Annotated in this window: 21 protein-coding genes and 1 pseudogene; 12 read left to right on the forward strand and 10 right to left on the reverse strand. The window is 67.8% G+C overall.

Annotated elements, in window-relative coordinates; translation table 11 throughout:
* Nucleotides 1-5: 5 nt before the first annotated feature.
* From DT074_RS22170 to DT074_RS22180, 3 genes are all read right to left on the reverse strand, one after another.
* Nucleotides 6-1730, reverse strand: coding sequence for an N-acyl-D-amino-acid deacylase family protein (locus tag DT074_RS22170; protein ID WP_119422051.1), 1725 nt, complete (start codon nucleotides 1728-1730; stop codon nucleotides 6-8).
* Nucleotides 1731-1808: 78 nt separating this feature from the next.
* A complete protein-coding gene (locus tag DT074_RS22175; RefSeq protein ID WP_119422052.1) occupies nucleotides 1809-2711 on the reverse strand; it encodes a DMT family transporter in 903 nt (300 codons plus the stop codon).
* Between the two features lie 73 nt (nucleotides 2712-2784).
* Nucleotides 2785-3354, reverse strand: a complete 570-nt coding sequence (locus DT074_RS22180; RefSeq protein WP_119422069.1) for a TetR/AcrR family transcriptional regulator — start codon at nucleotides 3352-3354, stop codon at nucleotides 2785-2787.
* A gap of 124 nt (nucleotides 3355-3478) precedes the next feature.
* On the opposite strand from DT074_RS22180, the gene DT074_RS22185 reads away from it, so the two are divergent.
* The 3 genes from DT074_RS22185 to DT074_RS22195 all read left to right on the forward strand — a co-directional run bounded on the left by DT074_RS22185 (nucleotide 3479) and on the right by DT074_RS22195 (nucleotide 7089).
* Nucleotides 3479-4744 carry an MFS transporter gene (locus tag DT074_RS22185; protein WP_119422053.1) on the forward strand — a complete coding sequence of 422 codons (1266 nt, stop codon included), beginning with the start codon at nucleotides 3479-3481 and terminating at the stop codon, nucleotides 4742-4744.
* A 91-nt stretch (nucleotides 4745-4835) separates the two neighbouring features.
* The gene (locus DT074_RS22190; protein WP_119422054.1) at nucleotides 4836-5906 is read left to right on the forward strand and encodes a helix-turn-helix transcriptional regulator; all 1071 of its coding nucleotides are present in this window, start codon (nucleotides 4836-4838) and stop codon (nucleotides 5904-5906) included.
* Between the two features lie 112 nt (nucleotides 5907-6018).
* Nucleotides 6019-7089 carry a helix-turn-helix transcriptional regulator gene (locus tag DT074_RS22195; protein WP_119422055.1) on the forward strand — a complete coding sequence of 357 codons (1071 nt, stop codon included), beginning with the start codon at nucleotides 6019-6021 and terminating at the stop codon, nucleotides 7087-7089.
* Nucleotides 7090-7093: 4 nt separating this feature from the next.
* Here the strand turns inward: DT074_RS22195 and DT074_RS22200 are convergent, their stop codons facing one another.
* Nucleotides 7094-7753 carry an HAD family hydrolase gene (locus DT074_RS22200; RefSeq protein ID WP_119422056.1) on the reverse strand — a complete coding sequence of 220 codons (660 nt, stop codon included), beginning with the start codon at nucleotides 7751-7753 and terminating at the stop codon, nucleotides 7094-7096.
* Between the two features lie 94 nt (nucleotides 7754-7847).
* Between DT074_RS22200 and DT074_RS22205 the strand changes: the two genes are divergently transcribed.
* Nucleotides 7848-8735 carry a TauD/TfdA dioxygenase family protein gene (locus DT074_RS22205; protein WP_119422057.1) on the forward strand — a complete coding sequence of 296 codons (888 nt, stop codon included), beginning with the start codon at nucleotides 7848-7850 and terminating at the stop codon, nucleotides 8733-8735.
* A 191-nt stretch (nucleotides 8736-8926) separates the two neighbouring features.
* Nucleotides 8927-9433: a PAS domain-containing protein gene (locus DT074_RS22210; RefSeq protein WP_119422058.1), complete on the forward strand. Its 507-nt coding sequence runs from the start codon at nucleotides 8927-8929 to the stop codon at nucleotides 9431-9433.
* A gap of 9 nt (nucleotides 9434-9442) precedes the next feature.
* Here the strand turns inward: DT074_RS22210 and DT074_RS22215 are convergent, their stop codons facing one another.
* The gene (locus tag DT074_RS22215) at nucleotides 9443-10138 is read right to left on the reverse strand and encodes a hypothetical protein (RefSeq protein ID WP_119422059.1); all 696 of its coding nucleotides are present in this window, start codon (nucleotides 10136-10138) and stop codon (nucleotides 9443-9445) included.
* 186 nt (nucleotides 10139-10324) lie between these two features.
* On the opposite strand from DT074_RS22215, the gene DT074_RS28580 reads away from it, so the two are divergent.
* On the forward strand, nucleotides 10325-11050 hold the full coding sequence (locus DT074_RS28580; protein WP_368744844.1) for a PEP-CTERM sorting domain-containing protein: 726 nt from the start codon (nucleotides 10325-10327) through the stop codon (nucleotides 11048-11050).
* A 49-nt stretch (nucleotides 11051-11099) separates the two neighbouring features.
* Here the strand turns inward: DT074_RS28580 and DT074_RS22225 are convergent, their stop codons facing one another.
* Nucleotides 11100-11288 (reverse strand): hypothetical protein, encoded by a 189-nt coding sequence (locus tag DT074_RS22225; protein ID WP_119422060.1) that lies wholly within the window; start codon nucleotides 11286-11288, stop codon nucleotides 11100-11102.
* Nucleotides 11289-11470: 182 nt separating this feature from the next.
* Here DT074_RS22225 and DT074_RS22230 point away from each other — a divergent pair, with 182 nt between their 5' ends.
* A complete protein-coding gene (locus DT074_RS22230; RefSeq protein ID WP_368744845.1) occupies nucleotides 11471-12316 on the forward strand; it encodes a metal-dependent hydrolase in 846 nt (281 codons plus the stop codon).
* Between the two features lie 9 nt (nucleotides 12317-12325).
* Here DT074_RS22230 and DT074_RS22235 read toward each other — a convergent pair whose 3' ends face one another.
* Nucleotides 12326-13621 (reverse strand): tetratricopeptide repeat protein, encoded by a 1296-nt coding sequence (locus DT074_RS22235; RefSeq protein WP_119422061.1) that lies wholly within the window; start codon nucleotides 13619-13621, stop codon nucleotides 12326-12328.
* Between the two features lie 204 nt (nucleotides 13622-13825).
* Here DT074_RS22235 and DT074_RS22240 point away from each other — a divergent pair, with 204 nt between their 5' ends.
* Nucleotides 13826-14248, forward strand: coding sequence for a YciI family protein (locus DT074_RS22240; RefSeq protein ID WP_119422062.1), 423 nt, complete (start codon nucleotides 13826-13828; stop codon nucleotides 14246-14248).
* 42 nt (nucleotides 14249-14290) lie between these two features.
* Here DT074_RS22240 and DT074_RS22245 read toward each other — a convergent pair whose 3' ends face one another.
* Entirely contained in the window at nucleotides 14291-14767 is a 477-nt protein-coding gene (locus tag DT074_RS22245; protein WP_119422071.1) for an L-2-amino-thiazoline-4-carboxylic acid hydrolase, read from the reverse strand.
* 93 nt (nucleotides 14768-14860) lie between these two features.
* Between DT074_RS22245 and DT074_RS22250 the strand changes: the two genes are divergently transcribed.
* Nucleotides 14861-15115 (forward strand): type II toxin-antitoxin system Phd/YefM family antitoxin, encoded by a 255-nt coding sequence (locus tag DT074_RS22250; RefSeq protein WP_119422063.1) that lies wholly within the window; start codon nucleotides 14861-14863, stop codon nucleotides 15113-15115.
* 23 nt (nucleotides 15116-15138) lie between these two features.
* On the forward strand, nucleotides 15139-15546 hold the full coding sequence (locus DT074_RS22255; RefSeq protein WP_119422064.1) for a type II toxin-antitoxin system VapC family toxin: 408 nt from the start codon (nucleotides 15139-15141) through the stop codon (nucleotides 15544-15546).
* A 15-nt stretch (nucleotides 15547-15561) separates the two neighbouring features.
* Here the strand turns inward: DT074_RS22255 and DT074_RS22260 are convergent, their stop codons facing one another.
* Nucleotides 15562-15972, reverse strand: coding sequence for a winged helix-turn-helix transcriptional regulator (locus tag DT074_RS22260; protein WP_119422065.1), 411 nt, complete (start codon nucleotides 15970-15972; stop codon nucleotides 15562-15564).
* 140 nt (nucleotides 15973-16112) lie between these two features.
* Here DT074_RS22260 and DT074_RS22265 point away from each other — a divergent pair, with 140 nt between their 5' ends.
* Both DT074_RS22265 and DT074_RS22270 read left to right on the forward strand, forming a co-directional pair.
* The gene (locus DT074_RS22265) at nucleotides 16113-16940 is read left to right on the forward strand and encodes a dienelactone hydrolase family protein (RefSeq protein WP_119422066.1); all 828 of its coding nucleotides are present in this window, start codon (nucleotides 16113-16115) and stop codon (nucleotides 16938-16940) included.
* Between the two features lie 200 nt (nucleotides 16941-17140).
* On the forward strand, nucleotides 17141-19735 hold the full coding sequence (locus DT074_RS22270; RefSeq protein ID WP_162915101.1) for a type ISP restriction/modification enzyme: 2595 nt from the start codon (nucleotides 17141-17143) through the stop codon (nucleotides 19733-19735).
* Here the strand turns inward: DT074_RS22270 and DT074_RS22275 are convergent.
* A pseudogene (locus DT074_RS22275) lies at nucleotides 19683-19797 on the reverse strand (IS5/IS1182 family transposase); the annotation flags it as partial. The gene DT074_RS22270 and the pseudogene DT074_RS22275 overlap by 53 nt on opposite strands.

Genomic DNA, 19797 nt, shown 5'->3' on the forward strand with positions numbered 1-19797 from the left:
TCCCGTCAGGCCGAAGCGGCCTGCGCGCCGCGCACCACGCGGCCGGGCCTCGTGCCGGTCGCGGCGCCATCGCGATAGGTGACGGCACCCGACACCACGGCGGCGACATAGCCTTCCGCCCGCTGCATCAGCCGGCGGCCGCCGGTCGGCAGGTCGTAGGTCACTTCCGGCGCCCGCAGGGTCAGGCGATCGAAGTCGATCACATTGAGATCGGCCTTCCAGCCCGGCATCAGCACGCCGCGGTCGTCGAGGCCGACTGCCGCCGCTGTGCGCCGCGCCTGCGCCGCCACCACCCATTCCAGCGGCAGTTTCGGCCCGCGCTTGCGGTCGCGCGCCCAGTGGGTCAGGAGATGCGTGGTGAAGCTCGCATCGCAGATGATGCCGCAATGCGCCCCGCCATCGCCGAGGCCGGGGATCGTGTCCCGGTGCGTGAGCATGGCGCGTGCGGCTTCCAGGTCGCCGTCGCTGTAGTTCAGGAACGGCACATAGAGCTGGCCGCGGCCCTCGCGCTCCAGCAGCGCGTCATAGGCGATCTCCTCCGGCCGCCGGCCGGTGCGCGCGGCGATGCCGGCGAGCGACTGCTCCGGCGGCTGCTCATAATCCGGCGGATCGCCGAGGCGGAAGATCTTCGCGTAGTTGGTCGTGCGCGCCAGCATGTCGGCGCTGGCATCCGGCTCCTCGGTGAGCAACGCCGCGCGGATCTCGGGCTTGCGCATCGCGGCGACGCGCTCCGCCAGCGGCAAATGCGCGAACTTCTTGTAGGTCGGGTGGCTGACGAAGGGATTGCGCGACAGCTCGAGCCCGAGCAGCAACCCGACCGGCCGGCCACAGACCTGCGCCTTGATCGGCAGGCCGCGCGCCGTCGCGCGCTCCAGCAGGTCGAGCGTCTTGCGCCAGCGCTGCGGCGACCGGTCGTTCTGGGCGAGCGAAACCGAGAGCGGACGGCCCGAGGCCTCGACCATGCGGCACAGCATGGCGAACTCGCCCTCCAGGTCGCGCAGGTCCGACACCACCTGCATCACGCCCTTGCCGGCATCCTTGAGGCCGAGGGCGATCTCGGTCAGCTCGGCTTCCTCCGCCGTCAAGGTCGGGATGTGGCGGCCGTCGCTGGCGCGGTGGTTGATGGTGCGCGAGGTGGCGAAGCCGAGCGCGCCGGCCTGCATCGCCTCGGCGGCGAGGCGGCGCATCTCCGCGCGGTCGGCCTGGGTCGCCGGCTCGCGGTCGGCGCCGCGCTCGCCCATGACATAGACGCGGAGCGCCGCATGCGGCAGCTGAGTCGCGACGTCGATGTCGTAGCGCCGCGCCGCCAGCGCGTTCATGTAGTCGCCGAAGCTTTCCCAGTTCCACGGGAGGCCGGCGGTCAGCACCGGTTCCGGAATGTCCTCGACGCCTTCCATCAGCTTGATCAGCAGCTCGTGCTCGGCCGGCCGGCAGGGCGCGAAGCCGACGCCGCAATTGCCCATCACCACCGTGGTGACGCCGTGCAGCGAGGACGGCGTCACCTCGCCGGTCCAGGTGACCTGGCCGTCGTAATGGGTGTGGATGTCGACGAAGCCGGGCGCGACGACCATGCCGCGCGCATCGATCTCCTCAGTGCCGCGCGCGGCGATCCGGCTCTCCACCGCGACGATGCGGTCGCCCGCGATGGCGATATCGGCCTCGAAAGGTGCCGCGCCGGTGCCGTCGACGACGGTGCCGCCGCGGATCACCAGTGTCGGGTCGATTGCCATGGCGCTGCCTCCGGATCGAATTCCGGCCGAGCATAACGGAGAGCAAAGCCGGCGGAGAGCGGGCGTCGACGCATATCGTCAGTGTGATAGCCGGGCCACGGCCTCGCGCCGATCGTGATGCCACGTATAGAGGCCCGACAGCACGATCACGGCGGCGCCGAGAAAGGTCCAGGCGTCGGGAATGTCGCCGAACACGGCGAAGCCCAGCACCGCCGCCCAGACCAGCAGGGTGTAGGAATAGGGCTGCACGGCGCCCGCCTCGGCATGGTCGAGCGCCTTGATCAGCGCGAAATGCGACAGCGCGCCGAGCGCCGCGATGCCGATCAGCAAGGTCCAGGCCCAGAGGTCCGGATGCTGCCATTGCCACGGCCCGACCAAGGTGGTGGCGCCGAGCCCGGCCAGCGCCGACCACAGCAAGGTCGTCTCCGGCCGGTCCACCATGGCGCAGAGCCGTACCAGGATCTGATAGAGGCCCCAGAGAAAGGCGCCGGCGAGCGGCAGCAGCAGCGGCCAGGTCAGCGTCTGGAAGCCCGGGCGGACGATCACCAGCACGCCGATGAATCCGGCGCCGACGGCGAGCCAGCGCCTGAGTCCCGCCCGCTCGCCGAGCATGACGACGGCGAGCGCGATGACGATCAACGGCGAGGTCGCCGCCACCGCATGGGTGTCGGCGAGCGGCAGGTAGTAGAAGGCGGCGACGAAAGCCGCTGCCTCGACGACCGCCAGCACGCCGCGCCCCGCCTGCAGCCAGGGGCGGTTGCTGCGCAGCACGAACCGCCAGCTGCCGTGCCGGCGCGTCACCGCCAACGCGAAGGCGACGAAGAACGCATAGCGGATCCACAGCACCTGGGTGATGGCGTAGTCGTGCACCAGCAGCTTGCTCATCGCGTCCATGCTGGCGAAGCCGAACATGGCGGCGACGGTATAGAGCGCGCCGAGGCCGGTGCGGTTGGCGCGGCCGGGCAGGGCCTCGGTGGTCATGTCCTGATGGCGTCCCGTGCGGGCTTTGGGCTCGAGCCCCCAGATACCCTAGATATCGGCGATACCCTAGATATCAGCGCCGGACGGAACGGGCCATCGGCCGCTGCTTCGGCAGGCCGATGCCGGCCGCCGTGAGCAAGACGCGGGCGGTGTCCTTGGCGGTATCGGCGATGGCCGGATCGCCGCGGACCAGCATGGTGGCAATGGCGCCATCGACCAGCATCTGCAGCTGCGCGGCCAGGCCTTCCGCATCCCTGACCTTGAGCCGGCGCAGCAGGTCGCGGAACCAGAGACGCCGCTGCTCCTTGAACTCGATGGCGATCCGGTTCGCCTCGTGGTCGGGCTCGCCGATCTCCGCCACCGCGTTGACGAAAGGACAGCCACGGAAGCCCTGGTCCGCGAAGACACGGGCCAGGCGATCGAAAGCGCCGAGGATCTGCTCGGCGGGCGGCGCGTCGGTGATCGGCAGGCGGTTGCAGCGCCGCTCGAGATAGGCCGCGATCAGCGCGTCCTTCGACGGGAAATAGTTGTAGAGCGTCCGCTTGGAGATGCCGATCTCCGCGGCCACCGTATCGACGCCGACGGCGCGGATGCCGCGGCCGTAGAACAGGCGGTCGGCGGTGTCGAGGATCCGCTCCCGCATCGATGCCTTCGCCGTGTCGCGTTCGACCATACACAGACCTGTGTAATTTCTGCTTGACCGGCCACCCTGTGGGCCGGCAGATTAGTTACACAGATCTGTGTAATCAAGTCGGGAAGCGTTCCCCATGTCCGATATCGCAGCGCCCGCCCGGCCGGCCCGCTCCCTGCTTTCCCGCACCGCCCTGCTGCTGATCCTGTCGGCGCTGATCCTCAGCCTCTCCACCGGCATCCGGCAGAGCTCGGGCCTGTTTCTCTCGCCGATGGCGGAGATCGGCATCTCCACCTCCGCCTTCAGCTTCGCCATCGCCCTGCAGAGCATCATCTGGGGCGTAAGCCAGCCCTTCATCGGCATGCTGGCCGACCGGTTCGGTACCGGCATCGTGGTGATCGGCTCGGCCCTGGTCTACGCCGCCGGCCTGCTGGTGACCGCATCCGCTGGCAGCGCGATCGGCCTCGATATCGGTGCCGGCGCGATGGCCGGCATCGGCGTCGCCGGCACCGGGCTCGGGGTGATGATGGGCATCGTCTCGCGCGCGGTGCCGCCCGAGAAGCGCAGCCAGGCGGTCGGCACCGTCGCCGCCGCGGGCTCGCTCGCGACCATGGTGATTGCCCCGTTCGGCCAATGGCTGATCGACGCGCATGGCTGGCGCATGGCCTGGACCGTCTTCGCCGCCATGGCGGCCTGCATGGCGGTGCTGGCGCTCGGCTTCGGCCGCGGCCGCGACGCGGTCGCCGCCTCGGCCGCGACGGCGACGCCGGAAGACGGGCTGACGCTTCCCCAGGTGCTGCGCGTGGCGGCGACGCATCCCGGCTACATCGCCATGACGGTCGCCTTCTTCGCCTGCGGCTTCCAGCTGATGTTCATCACCGTGCACCTGCCGTCCTATCTGGTGATCTGCGGCCTGCCGGCGACGCTCGGCGCCACCGCGATCGGCGTCATCGGGCTCTGCAACACGGTCGGCACTTACGTCGTGGGTCTGCTCGGCGCGCGTTACAGCCAGCGCCGCCTGCTCGCGCTGGTCTATCTGATCCGCACCGTCTTCATCGTCATCTTCCTGGCGCTGCCGGTCAGCGCTGCCTCGACCATGGTGTTCGCGGCCGCGATGGGCTTGCTCTGGCTCTCGGTTGCGCCGCTGGTCTCGGGCCTGGTCGGGCGCGTGTTCGGGCTGAAGCATTTCGGCGCGCTCTACGGCTTCGTCTTCCTCAGTCATCAGGTGGGCTCGTTCTGCGGCGTGCTCCTGGGCGGCATCGCCTTCGATGCCACCGGCTCGTACACCACCGCCTGGCTCGGCCTGATCGCCATCGGCGCGCTCGCCTTCGCCCTGCAATGGCCGATGGACGACCGCACGCCGTCCGAGCGGGCGGGAGCGGCGTTGCAGCCGGCCGCCTGAGCCCGGCCGCCAACGTTACCGTCACTCCTGAATGGGAGTGGCCCCTGAAGCGCCGCAATCTAGGCTCTGCACCGGGTGACGAGGCCGGTCCATGCAGGCGGCGGTGGCGATCGATCGATTCGTGGCGGCGGCGCTGGCGCCGGACGAATGGCCGCGCGCGCTCGACACCATCTCCGAGGCACTGGGCGCGACCGGCGCCACCATGGTGCTCGGCCGCACGCGGCGCGCCAGCGTCGCGGTGTCGAACTCGGTCACCGGCCTGATCGAGGAGTACTTTCACCTCGCCATCCCCGACACGCGCGAGACCCGGGTGCTGACCCGGATCACGGAAGGCTTCCGTACCGATTACGACGACTTCACGCCGGCCGAGATGGCGCGCGACCCTTATTATCAGGAGTTCCTGGCGCCGCACGGGCTCGGCTATCACGCCGCCGCGACCCTGGCCGGCGGCCCCGACGAGCTGATACTGAGTCTGAAGCGCCCGGCGCGGCGCGGCCATTACGACGGTCTCGAACTGGATCAGCTGCAACGCGCGCTGCCGCATCTCCGGCAGGCGGCCCGCACCGCGGCAATGGCATGGCGCGCCTCCTTCACCGGCCAGCTCGACGCCTTCACCCGTATCGGCATCGGTGCTGTTCTGCTCGACCGCCGGGGCCGCGCGGTCGAGGTGAACGAGGCGGTGGCGCTCGGCGATGCGGTCGACATCGTCGGCGGCGAGCTCACCGCGCTGCTCGGGGCCGACAGGATCGCCCTGGCGGCGGCGATCCGCGGCGCGCTTGGCTACGACATGCCGAGCCGCACGCCGCCGCCCTCCACCGTGATCATTCACCGTATCGCCGGCCGCCGGCCGGTGGTCGCCGATGTGCTGCCCATCGCCGGCGCCATGCAGAGCCTGCTGGCACCAGCTGTCGTGATCGTCCTGCTGCGCGACCTCGACCGCCAGCCGATGCCGCCGCTCGAACTGTTGCGGCGCACCTTCGGCCTGACACCGCGTGAGGCGGATCTCGCGGCCCAGCTCGCGTGCGGCGCGACGCTGCGTGAGGCCGCGGTCGCGCTTTCGATCACCGAGCTGCATGCTCGGCAGCGGCTGAAGGTGGTCTTTGCCAAGACGGGGGCGACCCGGCAGACCGAGTTGGTAATGCTGCTCGGGCGCCTGGGCTGAGCCGGCGTCCGGCCGCACCGCGCTCCACGATAGCGTGATTGTCACCCCTCCCAAACGGGAGTGGTGTTTGCTGCGCTGCGGCGTAAGCTCTGGACAACAGGTGAGGGGGCCGATGCAAATAGGCACGGCTATCGATCGCTTTGTTGGCGCGGCGCTGGCGCCCGAAGAATGGCCGCAGGCGCTCGATGCGGTGGCCGAGGCCCTGGGTGCCTCGGGCGCGACGCTGGTGCTCGGCCAGTCGCGCGAGACATCGGTTGCCGTGTCGCAATCGATTGCGCCCATCGTGCGCGACTATTTCGAGCGGCGCGAGGTCGGCGACAGCCGCGAGACCCGGGTCAATCCGCGCCTCGCCGACGGATTTCGCTTCGACCTCGACGACTTCACCCCCCAGGAGATTGCCCGCGACCCCTATTATCAGGAGTTTCTGGCGGCCTACGGCTATGGCTATCACGCGGTGGCCCAGCTAGCCGCCGGCAGCGACCCGCTGCTGCTGAGCCTGAAGCGCCCGGCCAATCGCGGTCACTATGACGGGCACGAACTGGCCGCGCTGCAGCGCGCGCTGCCGCATCTGAGATTGGCGGCGCGCGCCGCGACGGCGGCGTGGCGCGCTTCCTTCACCGGTCAGCTCGAAGCCTTCGCCCGCATTGGCTGGGGCGCGGTGCTGATCGATCGTCAAGGCCGCGTGGTCGGGCTCAACAGCGCGGTCGGCCTGGGCGACGCGGTCGATGTGATCGGCGGCGAGCTGACCGCTCTGCTCTCGAGCGACCGCGCGGCGCTGGGCCAGGCCGTTCACGCCGCCATCGGCAGCGATGGCGGCAACGGCGCCACCGCCGGCACGGTACCGATCCGCCGGGTCGGCAACCGCCAGCCGGTGATCGCCGAGGTGCTGCCGATCGCCGGCGCCCGGCGCAGCCTGCTTTCGCCGGCCGTGGCGATCGTGCTGCTGCGCGACCTGGAGCGTTGCGCGGTGCCGCCGGCCGACTTGCTGCGCCGCACCTTCGGCCTGACCCCGCGCGAGGTCGAGCTTGCGCTCCAGCTCGCGCGCGGCGCCACCCTGCAAGAGGCGGCGGAAGTGCTGTCGATCAGCCGCGAGCATGCGCGGCAGCGCATCCGCGTCGTTTTCGCCAAGACCGGCACCGCGCGCCAGTCCGATCTGGTCGCGCTGCTGGCCAAGCTCGCCTGAAGCATCAGTCCCCGAGCAACGCTCGCACCTCATGCAGGTCGGCGGCGATGCGGATGCAGAGCTGTTCCATCTCCGCATTCGCCGCCAGCAGGTCGGGCACCATCACCGTCATCATGCCGGCCGCCGCGGCGGCGCGGACGCCGTTATGGGAATCCTCGAGCGCGAGGCAGAGCTCGGGTGCCACGCCGAGCTTGGCGGCGGCGGTAAGGAACGGGTCCGGGCTCGGCTTGCCGCGCGCGTAGTCGCCATGCGCGACCACGACCGGGAAGCGGTGTGCCAGGCCATGCAGCGCCAGATGATGCTCGACGCTTTCGTGCCGCGACGAGGTGGCGATGGCGCGCGGCAGGCCGCGTGCATCGAGCGCGTCGAGCAGTTCGACGACGCCGGCCTTGAGACAGAGCTGCGTCGCCGCCAGCCGCCGGAAGTTCGCCGTCGCGGCGAGCCAGAGCGCCTCGAAATCGAAACCGGGCCCGAAATGGCCGAGCAGCAGCTCGCGCGTGGCCGGCCCGTTCAGGCCGATGGTGGCAAGGTAAAGCTCGGCCGGCAGTTCCTGGCCGAGTGCGGCCGCCGCGGCGGTCGCTGCCTCGCGGTACAGCACCTCGCTGTCGAAGATCAGGCCGTCCATGTCGAACACGACGGCATGCGGCGGGCGGGGGAGTGTCATGCGCCTTCTATAGCGCCGACGGCTGGCGGGCGCTGCTGCGGACGGCTAGATTCCGGGGCAGTTCGGCGCCAGACCGGAAGCGAGGAAATTGTCCATGAGCATCACCATCCGCCAGCTGCACCCGCTCTTCGCCGGCGAGGTGTCCGGCATCGACCTGCGCCGGCCGATGAGCGCGGCCGAGGTCGCGGCGGTCGAGGCCGGCATGGACCAGTTCGCCGTGCTGGTGTTCCACGGCCAGGACATCACCGACGAGCAGCAGGTCGCCTTCAGCCGAAACTTCGGCAAGATCGAGCAGGCGGTCGGCTCCAACGTGACGAAGCCGGAGGACCGCCGGCTCAGCCTCGACATCGCCGACGTCTCTAACCTCGACAAGGACAACAAGGTGCTGGCCCGCGACGACCGCCAGCGCATGTTCAACCTGGGCAACCGGCTCTGGCATTCCGACAGCTCGTTCCGCGCCGTGCCGGCGAAGTACTCGCTGCTGTCGGGGCGCGTGGTGGTGACCGATGGCGGCAATACCGAATTCGCCGATATGCGCGCTGCCTACGACGCGCTGCCCGAGGCGACCAAGGCCGAGATCGAGGGCCTGGTCTGCGAGCATTCGCTGCTGTATTCGCGCGGCAGCATGGGCTTCGGCCCGTTCACCGCGGAGGAGCTGGTCACCTTCAAGCCGGTGCGCCAGCGCCTGGTCCGCACCCACCCGGTGACCGGGCGGAAGTCGCTCTATCTCTCCTCGCATATCGGCACCATCGTCGGCTGGCCGATGCCGGAGGCGCGCGACTTCATCCGGGAGCTCGCCGAGCACGCGACCCAGCGCCGCTTCGTGCACGCGCATCAATGGCGGCAGCATGACCTGGTGATCTGGGACAACCGCCAGCTGATGCACCGCGTGCGGCCCTTCGACGAAACGAAGGTACGCGACATGCGCCGCACCACCATCCAGGGCGAGGCGCCGACGGTGGCGCAGCAGGAAGCGGCGTAAGCCACGGCGTTCGGCGATCGAAGCGGCGGCCGGCCCGCTGATTGGGCGTGGCCATTCGGCCATTTCGCCGATCTGCGACCCGGGGACGGTCCCTGATAAAATCCCCATGAGATATATGGGCTTTGTTATTGTAGCGCTATGTAAGTCCGGCGGCGCACTTCGCGCTGCTTCGCGGGAAGGAAAGCCGTCAGATGCCGAATGATGTGCCGGAATTGAAAGAGTTTCCGGCGCTATGGGCCGAAATGGACCCGCGGCTGAGCGTCCGCGACCCGCGGCTGCTGGAGCTGCGGCGTTATTGGGACGAAATCCGCGGCGATCGGCCGATGCCCCGACGGGCGGATATCCGCCCGGAAGACATCCGCACCCTGCTGCCGAACATCGTGCTGATCGACGTCCAGCCGGAGCCGCTCAGGCTGCGCTACCGCCTGATCGGCACGGAGATCACCCGCACCATGCAGCGCGATTCGACCGGCAAATATTACGACGAGATCTATTCGCCCGATCTGCTGGCCGAGATCTATCGCACGTTCCGCCAGGTGATCGCCCGGAAGGCACCGTTGCGCACCTTCGGCACCGCCTTCTACCCCGACAAGAACTACTACAGCTACGAGACGCTCAACCTGCCGCTGAGCGAAGACGGCACGACCATCAACATGGTGCTCGGCATGCTGGTCTTCCATCTCGGCGCGCCGGCCTGAAACCGACGCTCACGTCCAGCGCGCGCTGTCCTGCCGATCCTCGGCGGTGAGCAGGGTCGCCGTCGACACCACCGTCCAGTCGCAGAGGTCGTAGCGCCGGCTCAGCGCGTCGCGCACAGCCTGCTCGGCCGCGCCCTGCGGCAGCTTCGAGCGCTCCCACATGGCGAGATCGGGGCGGCGGGTCAGCAGCAGGCTGCGCACGCCCGGCAATCCGGCGCCGGTCGCCGCATCGGTCGGGGCGGTGCCTCCGCCCGTCATGCGCCAGAGGCCGATCACCTGCGAATCATAGGCCGCCTCGAAACCGGGCCAGGCCTCTGCGCAGAGCGCCAGGAACTCGTCCCAATGCGTCTGCGGCGTCGCGAACCAGCGGAAGGCGTAGTTGCCCTGTCGTCGCGGCGGCGTGGGATCGGCGGGGCGCAATGTCGGCTGCATCAGCTCGCTCGCGCAGGACCGAACGTCCGGAACATTCTGCAGGAACGCGGCCTCCGCGCGGTCGGCAGCGGTGCCGTCCGGCCAGACGGTGATCGCGTTGAGCTCGTCGCGCGGTCGGCCGATCTGGCTCCGCCAGATGCCGTAGAGCGCGGCGCCCCCGCCGCGCAGATGCTCGCGCCGCGACGGTGCGGCGAGCTCTTCGGCCACCTCGCGCCAGCGGCGCGGCGCCGTCTCGATCCGGTGATGCGCATAGATCATGGCGGGATGGAACATAGCATCGGCGCGATTGGAATCCGCCGCCGCTCATATTCATGAGTGACGGCGGGCGCGACATTGCAACTCTGTAGGAATCGGAAAGTCCTTGCCCGCCAGCCAGATAGCTGTCTGGCACGGTTCCTGCGCAGAGGCTCCCGATGGGCCGTTCGGCCATCGCAAGCAAGGGAAGCAAGGAGCGAGGCGATGAACAGGATCAAAGTCTGGGTGGCCGCTCTCGCGGCAACAATTCTCGGCGTCATGCCGGTGCAGGCGGCGCAGATCGACGTGACATGGACCGGCACGGTCAGCAACGGCAACGACACGCTCGATCTGTTCGGCGTGCCGCTCGCCGGCGGCTTCCACGACCTCACCGGGCAGAGCTTCAGCGCGACGTTCCGCTTCGACACCGTGGTCGGCGACACGCAGAGCGGGGCGGGCTTCGCCGACCTGCGCGGCGGCACCGGCTTCGGGGCGGGCACCACGGCGAGCCCGGCGATCAGCGCGACGCTGACCATCAACGGCACGACGGTCGCGTTCGCGAGCGATCTGTTCGGCGGCTATAGCCGGCGCCAGATCTCCGGGACCAGCCAGATCTACACCGAAGTTCAGCAACAGGTCGGGCCGGCGGTCGAGTTGCTGTTTCTGAACGAGTTCGTCTTCGACGAGAGCATCCCGTTCACCGGTCTGAACGAGACGCTGAGCCTGGACCTGCCGAGCGGCGGGCCGGGTGAAATCCTGCAGGGCTTCTTCCAGCTGACCAACGACGATGCCAGCCTGTTCAGCAGCGGCGCGCTGGCGTCGACCAAGGTGACGATCGCGCCGGTCACCACGACGCAACCGCCGCCGACCGGCGTGCCGGAGCCCGCGAGCCTGGCGCTGCTCGGGCTCGGCCTGGTGGCGCTGGGCCTCGCCCGCCGGAAGTTGCGCTGAAGCGGGATTGCGGCCGGGCCGGTGCCCGGCCGCGCCCATCGCGGCGCCGTCACGCCGGCTCGCGGCCGGTCTTTCGCGGCGGCTTCTCGTAGGCCTTTGCCATGCGCTCGTATTCCTCGGCCCAGCCGAGATAATGGCCGCGTTGCAAGGGCGATTGCATCGCCGCCGCCAGGCGGCGGCACAGGGCGGCTTCCTCCTTGAGGCGGATCGCTTCGTAGCTCACGCCGAACTCCAGCATTGCTGACAATTCCCGGCCCGCTGCCCACGAAACGCGGGCAGGGCGGGGCGGTTCACGTCGGTCGGCGGCCTAGGCCATCAGGCCTAGCGGGCCGGCGCGGCGTCCAGAACCCTGGCCGGGGGCGACGGCATCCGGCCGGTCCGCTATGCTGTGGCGAAAGGGGCAGAAGGGGAGACGATCGAATGACCGGTCCGACATCGATGCGTATTGCGCTCGCGGCCGCCGTAGCCGTCGCTCTGGCGAGCTGCGCGCCGCAACCGACGGCAACCCAGGCGGCCGGTCCGAAGGCCGAGGTCCTGTGGCTCGGCCAGTCGGCGATCCGCCTCACCACGCCGGGCGGCAAGGTGATCATGATCGATCCCTTCCTGACCCAGAACCCGAAGACGCCGGTGCAGTGGAAGAACCTCGACGCGCTCGGCAAGATCGACCTGATCCTGGTGACGCATGCGCATGGCGATCACCTGGGCGACGCGCCGGCCCTGTCGACCAAGAACAACGCGCCGGTGATCGGCCCGGCCGGGCTGAACCAGTCGCTGCTCACCTTGGGCGTGCTGCCGGCCAACCTGGTGCCGCGCATGAACAAGGGCGGCACCATCACGCCGCTCGGCCCCAACATCAAGATCACCATGACGCGGGCCGAGCATTCTTCCGAGCTGGTCTGGCGCAACCCGGCGACCGGCAAGGACGAGACCCATGTCGGTGGCGAGCCGGTCGGCTTCATCATCGAGCTGGAGAACGGCTTCAAGGTCTACCACATGGGCGATACCGGCCTGTTCGCCGACATGAAGTTCATCGGCGACTACTACAAGCCGGACCTGATCCTGATCCCGATCGGCGGCCATTTCGTGATGGACCCGAAGGACGCCGCGGTGGCGACGCGCGAGCACCTGAAGCCGAAATACGCGCTGCCCTTCCACTACGGCACCTTCCCGCCGCTGAAAGGCACGCCGCAGGAATACATGGCGGCGCTTGGGCCAAGCTCGACCAAGGTGTTCCCGATCAATCCGGGCGAGAAGCTCGAATTCTGAGCCCGCGACTTACGCGAGGCCGGCGACCGGCACGGCCGGCCGCCGGTCCGCATGGGCGGCGACCATGCGCTTCGCGTCGGCGGCGCGGCCGGATTTGAGATAGGCGGCGATCAGCGTGTTCTCCACCAGGTCGCGCTGCGCCCGGCTGCCGCCGATCCGCACCGTCTCGGGTAGCACACCCTCCAAGGTCGCGATGGCGCCGGCGAGATCGCCGCGGCCATAGGCGGCGAAGCCACGCGCGATGCGCGGCACCACGTCGCCGGCCGGCGAGCGGCCCGAAGCGGCGCGCTCCTCCAGCTCCGCCGCGACAGTGGCAAGCCCGTCGCGGTCCTCGCAGCCGACACAGGCGAGCGCCCGGTGCACGTCGACGAAAGCGACGCCCGCCTTCGGGAACATCTTCAGCGCGTAGTCCGTCACCTCGCGCCAGAGCTCCGGCCGCCGCTGCTGGCCGGCGAGCTCGGCGCGCCACAGGAAGGACGGCCCGTCGGTCGCGACGTTGAGCGCCGGCCCCCAGGAACCGCCGGGATGCACCTGGGCGCGATACACATTCCAGGCGCGTTCGGTGTCGCCCAGCACCAGCGCGAACAGCGCGATATGCCAGGAGATATGGCAATGCATCAGGCCCTGGCGCTCATAGGCCGGCAGCCAGCTGTCGAGATAGTCGAGGCCGGCGCGGTTCTCGCCCATCTCGTACAGCACATGCGCCTTGATATGCGCGCCATGCGCGCTCTTCGGGAAGCCCGCCATGCCACGCTCGATCCATGTCAGCGCCTCGTCGAGCCGGCCCATCTCCTCCAGCGCGAAGGCATAGACAATCTGGAACCACCAGTCGTCGGCGAGATGGGGCTTCAACGCCTCCAGGAACTCGAGCTGTTCCGGCTCGCGCCCCTGCCGGCCCGAGAAGCCGATCAGGCCGAACACGCCGGTCGCCGGCGCCGCCACCATGGCGTCGCGCGGGTGCTCGGCCAGATGCGCCCGCGTCGCCGCCAGCGCCTCGACCGGCTTGCCCTCGATCGAGAGACAGAGCGCGTCGACATGGCTCTGCTCGCGCGGGCTCGCCTTGGGCGCGAGCTCGCGCGCTCTTGCCGCCGCGGCCCGCGCCGCCGGCACCTCGGCGACCAGGAACTTGGCCCGCGCCAGCGCCGCATGGGCGACGGCGAAATCCGGATCCGCCTCGACCGCCCGGGTCAGGAGCGCCGCATCGCCATAGGCCGCCGACAGCGTGCAGTCGCAGCCCGCGACATAGGCGTCGCGCGCCGCCGGCGACGAGGTGGTGAGGGCGAGGCCATAGCGGTCGGTCAGCATGCGCGGCGATCCCCCTTGGTGACTTTGGTTCTACGCGGTTTGTGGTGTTGATCTTAGGACATGAGCGGTGCCGGATCGACAGCCGTTTCGTCCTGCGGCTCCGCGCCGAAGAAATTGTCACGCCCGCTGTCGGAACGCGGCGGTGCGCTTCGTCCTTGGGTCGAACGGGCCGCGCCGGCCCCGATCCACCGAAGGAGTCACAGCATGCGTGTGATGGTTCTGGTCAAGGCGACCGCCGACAGCGAGGCGGGCACGATGCCGTCCGGCGAACTGCTCGAAGCCATGGGCAAGTACAACGAGGAACTGGTCAAGGCCGGCATCATGCAGGCGGGGGAGGGGCTGCATCCCTCGTCCAAGGGCAAGCGCGTCGCCTTCGACGGCGCGAAGCGCACGGTGATCGACGGCCCGTTCAAGCACACGGCCGAACTGGTCGCCGGCTTCTGGATCTGGCAGGTCAAGGACATGGACGAGGCGGTGGCCTGGGTGAAGCGCTGCCCCAACCCGATGCCGGGCCCGAGCGAGATCGAGATCCGCCGCATCTTCGAGATGGAGGATTTCGCCGCGACCATGACTCCGGAAGCCGCCGCGCTGCACGAGGGCAACCGTCAGAAGCTGGAAGGGCGGTGAGCGACATACTGAACGGCGGGCGTTGGATGCGGCGCCTGCCGCTCAATCCTTCCGATCGGGCGGCTTCAGCGCGTAGCGGAAGTCGCAATGCGGGGCGCCCTGCATGACGGTCTGCGTGCGCGTGAGCGCGACCTCGCCGCCGAAGCCCTCGGTCATCGGGAAGTCGGCGCTGCAGACCAAGAGGAAGCCGAGCTCCGGCGCGCCCATCGCCTGGTAGAACCGGGCATAACGGCAGCCGGTGACGTTCAGCGCCAGCGCCGCCGGCGTCTCGCCCACGATCTCGTAGTCGAGCGCGCCGCCGGCCGCGAAGGCCTCGAAGTTCGATCTCAGCTTGGCGCCGGCATCGGCGCCTGCCTGCGCCTGCCACCAGCGCTCGCCGAGCTTGCGATAGAGCCCGCCCAGCGCCTCGCGCACGATGGCGTCGGCGCGCGCCTCGCCGAGCTCCGCCCGCAGCGCCTGGACCAGCGGCACCAGCACCTGGGCCTGGATCCTGGCCTGCTCGATCAGGGGGATTTTCATGGCTGCATTCTCCACCATCGTCGGCGTTTCGGCACGGCGTTAGCTTGACCATGACTAGTCAGATGACTAGTGTGATCCACCGGAGGGCGACGCATGAAAAGCTGGCCGGTTCAGGACGCCAAGGCGCGCTTCAGCGAGCTTTTGGACACCTGCCTCGCCGAAGGGCCGCAAGTGGTGACCCGGCGGGGCGCCGATGTCGCCGTGCTGGTGCCGAAGGGCGAATGGGCCCGGCTCAGCCGCGCGGCGCGACCGAGCCTGAAGGAGTTGCTGCTGAGCGACGCGGCGCGGGGCGATATCCCGGTGCCGAAGCGCGGCGGCCTGCGCCGCCGCGCCGCGCCGTCGCTCTGACCGCGCCTTTGCTCTGACCGCGGATGTATCTTCTCGATACCAACGTCGTCTCCGAGCTCCGCCGGGCGCGCCCGCATGGCGGCGTGGTCGCCTGGCTGCAGGGCGTCGGCGATCCCGACCTGCATCTCTCGGCGGTGACCGTCGGCGAGCTGCAGGCCGGCGTCGAGATCACCCGCGACCAGGACCCCGATCGCGCGGCCGCGATCGAATCCTGGGTCGAGCAGGTGGCGGCGACCTGGAACGTGCTGCCGATGGATGCGGCGGTGTTCCGGCGCTTCGCGAAGCTCATGCACAGGCGCTCCGACACTCTGATGCAGGATGCGATGATCGCCGCGACGGCGTTGGAGCACGATCTGACCGTGGCCACGCGCAATGTGCGCGATTTCGCGGTGTTCGGCGTGCGGACCTTCGATCCGTTTGCGCGCCGGTGAGCCGGCAGGGCGCCGTCACCGCGCCCGCTTGACCAGCCGGGCGTTCTCGGGCGCGGCCTCGATGCCGTCCTTGTCCACCAGCGCGACGCGCAGCGCCTTGCCGGTCGTGCGGTCGACCAGCTTCACCGGCGCCGGCCGGCTGATCACCCACCGTTCGCCCCACTGCGTCAGCGCGACGAGCGTGAGCGCCAGCGCGCGGCCCGCCTCGGTCAGCACATAGGCGTGGCGCTCGCGGTCGCCCGGCTCCTGGTAGGCGCGCCGGGTCATCAGCCCGTGCTCGACCAGCCGGGCCAGCCGGTTCGACAGCATGGAGCGCGGCGCGCCGAGATCGGCCCGCATGTCGTCGTAGCGGCTGACGCCATAGAAGGCCTCGCGCAGGATCAGCAACGTCCAGCGGTCGCCGACGATCTCGGCGGCGAGCGCCATCGGGCATTTCTCTCTCGGCACCAGGGCGCGACTCCGGACATGGCCGGCAGGATCTGGGTTTGACATCCGGTACCAGATAGCGGATGAATCGATAAGTTCAAAATCCGGTATCAGACGGCATCAGGATGGAGGGGGCCCGCATGCCGAACCGCGACCTCGACGCCGACGATCCGCTGGACGACTTCACCCGGCGCAGCGTCGCGCTCGAAGGCGCAACGAAGGCCGTCCACATCGCCGGCGCCGGCCCGGCGGTGATCGTGATGGCGGAGATGCCGGGGATCAGCCCGCATGTCGCGCGCTTCGCCCGCTGGGTCCGCGATGCCGGCTTCACCATCTACATGCCGTCGCTGTTCGGCCGCGACGGCGCGGTGGCGACGGAGAAGGAGGGCGCCGAGGTGTTCCGCCGCGCCTGCGTCAGCGCCGAGTTCCGCACCCTGGCCGGAAAGGGGGCGAGCCCGGTGACGGGGTGGCTGCGCGCGCTGGCGCGGCTCGCGCATGGCGAATGCGGCGGGCCCGGCGTCGGCGCCATCGGCATGTGCTTCACCGGCAATTTCGCGCTGTCGATGCTGCTGGAGCCGGCGATGCTCGCCCCGGTGCTGGCGCAGCCCTCGCTGCCGCTCGACAATCCGGCCGCGGTCGAAAGCCCGCCCGAAGAATTGGCCGCGATCCGCGCGCGGCTGGAGCAGGGCGACCTCACCGTGCTCGCCTACCGCTTCGCCGGCGACCGCTTCTGTCGGGCCGCGCGCTTCGCCGCCTATGCCGAGGCCCTCGGCCCGCGCTTCGACGGCCGCGTGCTCCCCGACAGCGCCGCCAATCCCGACGTGCCGCCCTTCTTCCGCCAGTTCGTCACCACGCCGCACAGCGTGGTGACGGTCCACCTGATCGACGAAGCGGGCCAGCCGACGCGCGCGGCGCGGGATGAGATCCTGGCGTTCTTTGCCAGTCGCTTGAGGAATGAAGGGAGGTAGCTTCCTGCAGCAGCTCGATCAGGTCTCAGATTCACACCGATGCGGTTCGATGCTAAGAGAAGGGACAAAGAGTAAGAATAGCAGCCGTTGATCAGCGTGATGCTTACCTTCGTGGCACCTGACATTTCGGGCTGGAGGCTGCTCGGTGAGGGGGTTCAATCGGAATGGCAATTTCAACGTCTCCGGGGGCGCACTCTGAATTGGACATTTTCGATCAGTACGTAGCGGCCCTGCGAAAAACACCCATCGACGAGAAGACCGAGCACACCGATCGCGCTGCGCTGCAGGCATTGTTGCAGTGGATGGCCGATCAAACTTCGACGGGGATTCACGTACAGCACGAGCCGAAGCGGGTGGCGGAAAAGGGCGCGCCTGACTTCAAGGTCACCAGAGGTGGACTGATTCTCGGATATGCGGAGAACAAGGCGATTGGTGAGAATCTCGACAAAGCCCTCAAATCCGAACAGATCACACGGTATCGCGCCCTTTCGCCGAATATCATCGTCACGGACTATCTGCACTTCATCTGGATCAGCAAGCAAGGGATGCAGCGCGAAACGCTGTGTCACGCGACGGATTTGGAGAGTCCGCGATATCGGCTTCATGCCGATCGGGTTGCGGCTGTCACCAAGCTCCTCCGAGCGTTTTTTTCAACCGCGCCGGATGGAATTGGACGGGCCCAGCAACTTGCTCTTGCGCTGGCACTGCGCAGCAGGTTGCTGCGGGATTACCTGGGTGAAGAACTACTTCGACAGCAACGGCAGCATAAGGAGGGGCGGCTCTATGGCCTGTTCCAGATCTTTCGCGATCAAATTTTCCATGAACTGACGTTGAAGGAATTCGCCGATGCTTTTGCACAGATGTTGGCCTACGGATTGTTTCTTGCGAGGCTGAACTCCGGCACGCGCACTGTAACGCTGCAGAATGCGCGCGAGTTCGTCCCTGGCTCATTTCGGTTGATTCGTGAATTGGTCGATTTCTTGGGTGAGCTCGAAAAGGACGAGTACCGGGACATCCGATGGGTCGTTGAGGAGGTGCTATCCATCGTCAATGGGCTCGATCTGCCGGCCATCCATGCAGATCTTTCCTTCAGGCAACGCCGGGCCATCAGTCGACGTTTGCGGGCATCGAGCGAGGAAGAGCATCGGCTCTTTGAGCGCGATCCGTTTATCTACTTCTACGAGGACTATTTGAAGGCTTATGACCCGACCATGCGCAAGGGGCGAGGCGTGTACTACACTCCCCCGCCGGTCGTGAATTTCATCGTGCGAGCGATCGACGATATTTTGAAGTCTAACTTTGGGATTGTCGACGGTTTGGCCGATCATCGCCGCGTAACCGTCTTGGACTTCGCCTGCGGTACGGGAACGTTCCTCCTGGAGCTCTTTCAACGCATTTTCGATAACGTTGGCGGCTCGGACTCGGGACGCGCCGATCTCGTCGTGCGCGAGCACTTGCTGAAAAATTTGTATGGCTTCGAGTACCTGATCGCGCCCTACACTATCGCCCATCTGAAGCTCTCACAGTACCTGCGGGATCTGTCGCATCCGCTGCGCGACGGCGAACGCCTTCAGGTCTTTCTGACAAACACACTGGAGCCCGTCGAGCCGCAGCGGAACCTTTTGCTGCCTGCGATCAGTGAGGAAGTAGAAGCGGCGCAAGCGGTTAAGGAGCAGCCCATTCTGGTGATAACCGGCAATCCACCTTATTCAGGACACTCGAAGAATAAGGGACGGTGGATCACGTCCGCCGTGGCCGAATACCGGTCGACTTGGGAGAAGTCAGAGGCAGGCCTGGAAGCCCGCAAGCCCCTTGGCGAGCGGAATCCGAAATGGCTGCAGGACGACTACGTCAAGTTCATGCGCTTTGCCCAGATGAAGATGGACGGATTCAGCTTTCGAACGACCGGACCCGACGGCAAAGCAATTGAGCAGGCAGTTCAAGGTGTGGAGAACGGTATCGTTGGGGTAATCACCAACCATCGCTGGCTTGACAATCCGACATTCAGAGGGATGCGCCAATCGCTCATGCGGAGCTTCAATCAGATCTACGTCCTTGATCTCCACGGAGCTGTACACGTCGCAGCGCCGGATGGCTCAAAAGATGAGAACGTCTTCGATATCAAGCAGGGCGTGGCGATCAGCCTGTTGGTAAAGCAGCCAGGACTGGAGCATGGCGTTTGGCGCGGCGACCTTTGGGGCAAGCGGCTGGAAAAATATCAGGCGGCCGCCGACGGAACCGTAGGCAGCGTGCGATGGGAGCAGCTGGATCCCGTCACCCCCTTTTACCTCTTCGCGCGGCAGGATCGTTCGCGCCGCGAGGAATACCAGCGCGGTTGGCGCCTGCGCGATTTATTTCCAGTAAACGCGCTCGGCTTTCAAACGCATCGCGATGCCTTTGCGTTGTCTTTCAGCGAATCGGAGATGGCGAAGAAGCTTCGCGACCTGAGTGATGTGCATATCTCAGACGAGGAGCTTTCTCGGCGATATGGTCTCAGGAGCAATCGAGACTGGTCTCTTCCGAATTCTAGGTCTGCTGCGCGTGACCTTCCCGAATTTCACCTGCAAGAGGTTGCCTATCGTCCATTTGATGATAGGTGGTGTGAGTTCAGTGACCTGACGATGGATTATCCGAGGCGCGAACTCCTGGATCATGTTGCTGGACGTTCGAATTTGACGCTGCTCGCACCGAGGGGTCTAAGCACGCCTGATTGGCAGCACGCATTCGTTGCCGCCACACCGGCTAGGTCGTGGACTCATAATCTCTGGCCCAGAGGCGTGCTGCGGCGATGGTGATGGCGGCAAGGTAGTTTCGGGCGAGCTTGTCGAAGCGTGTGGCGATGCGCCTGAAGTGCTTG

It is taken from the genome of Desertibaculum subflavum, from assembly GCA_003576705.1.
In the GTDB taxonomy this organism is placed as follows: Bacteria; Pseudomonadota; Alphaproteobacteria; order Ferrovibrionales; family Ferrovibrionaceae; genus Desertibaculum; species Desertibaculum subflavum.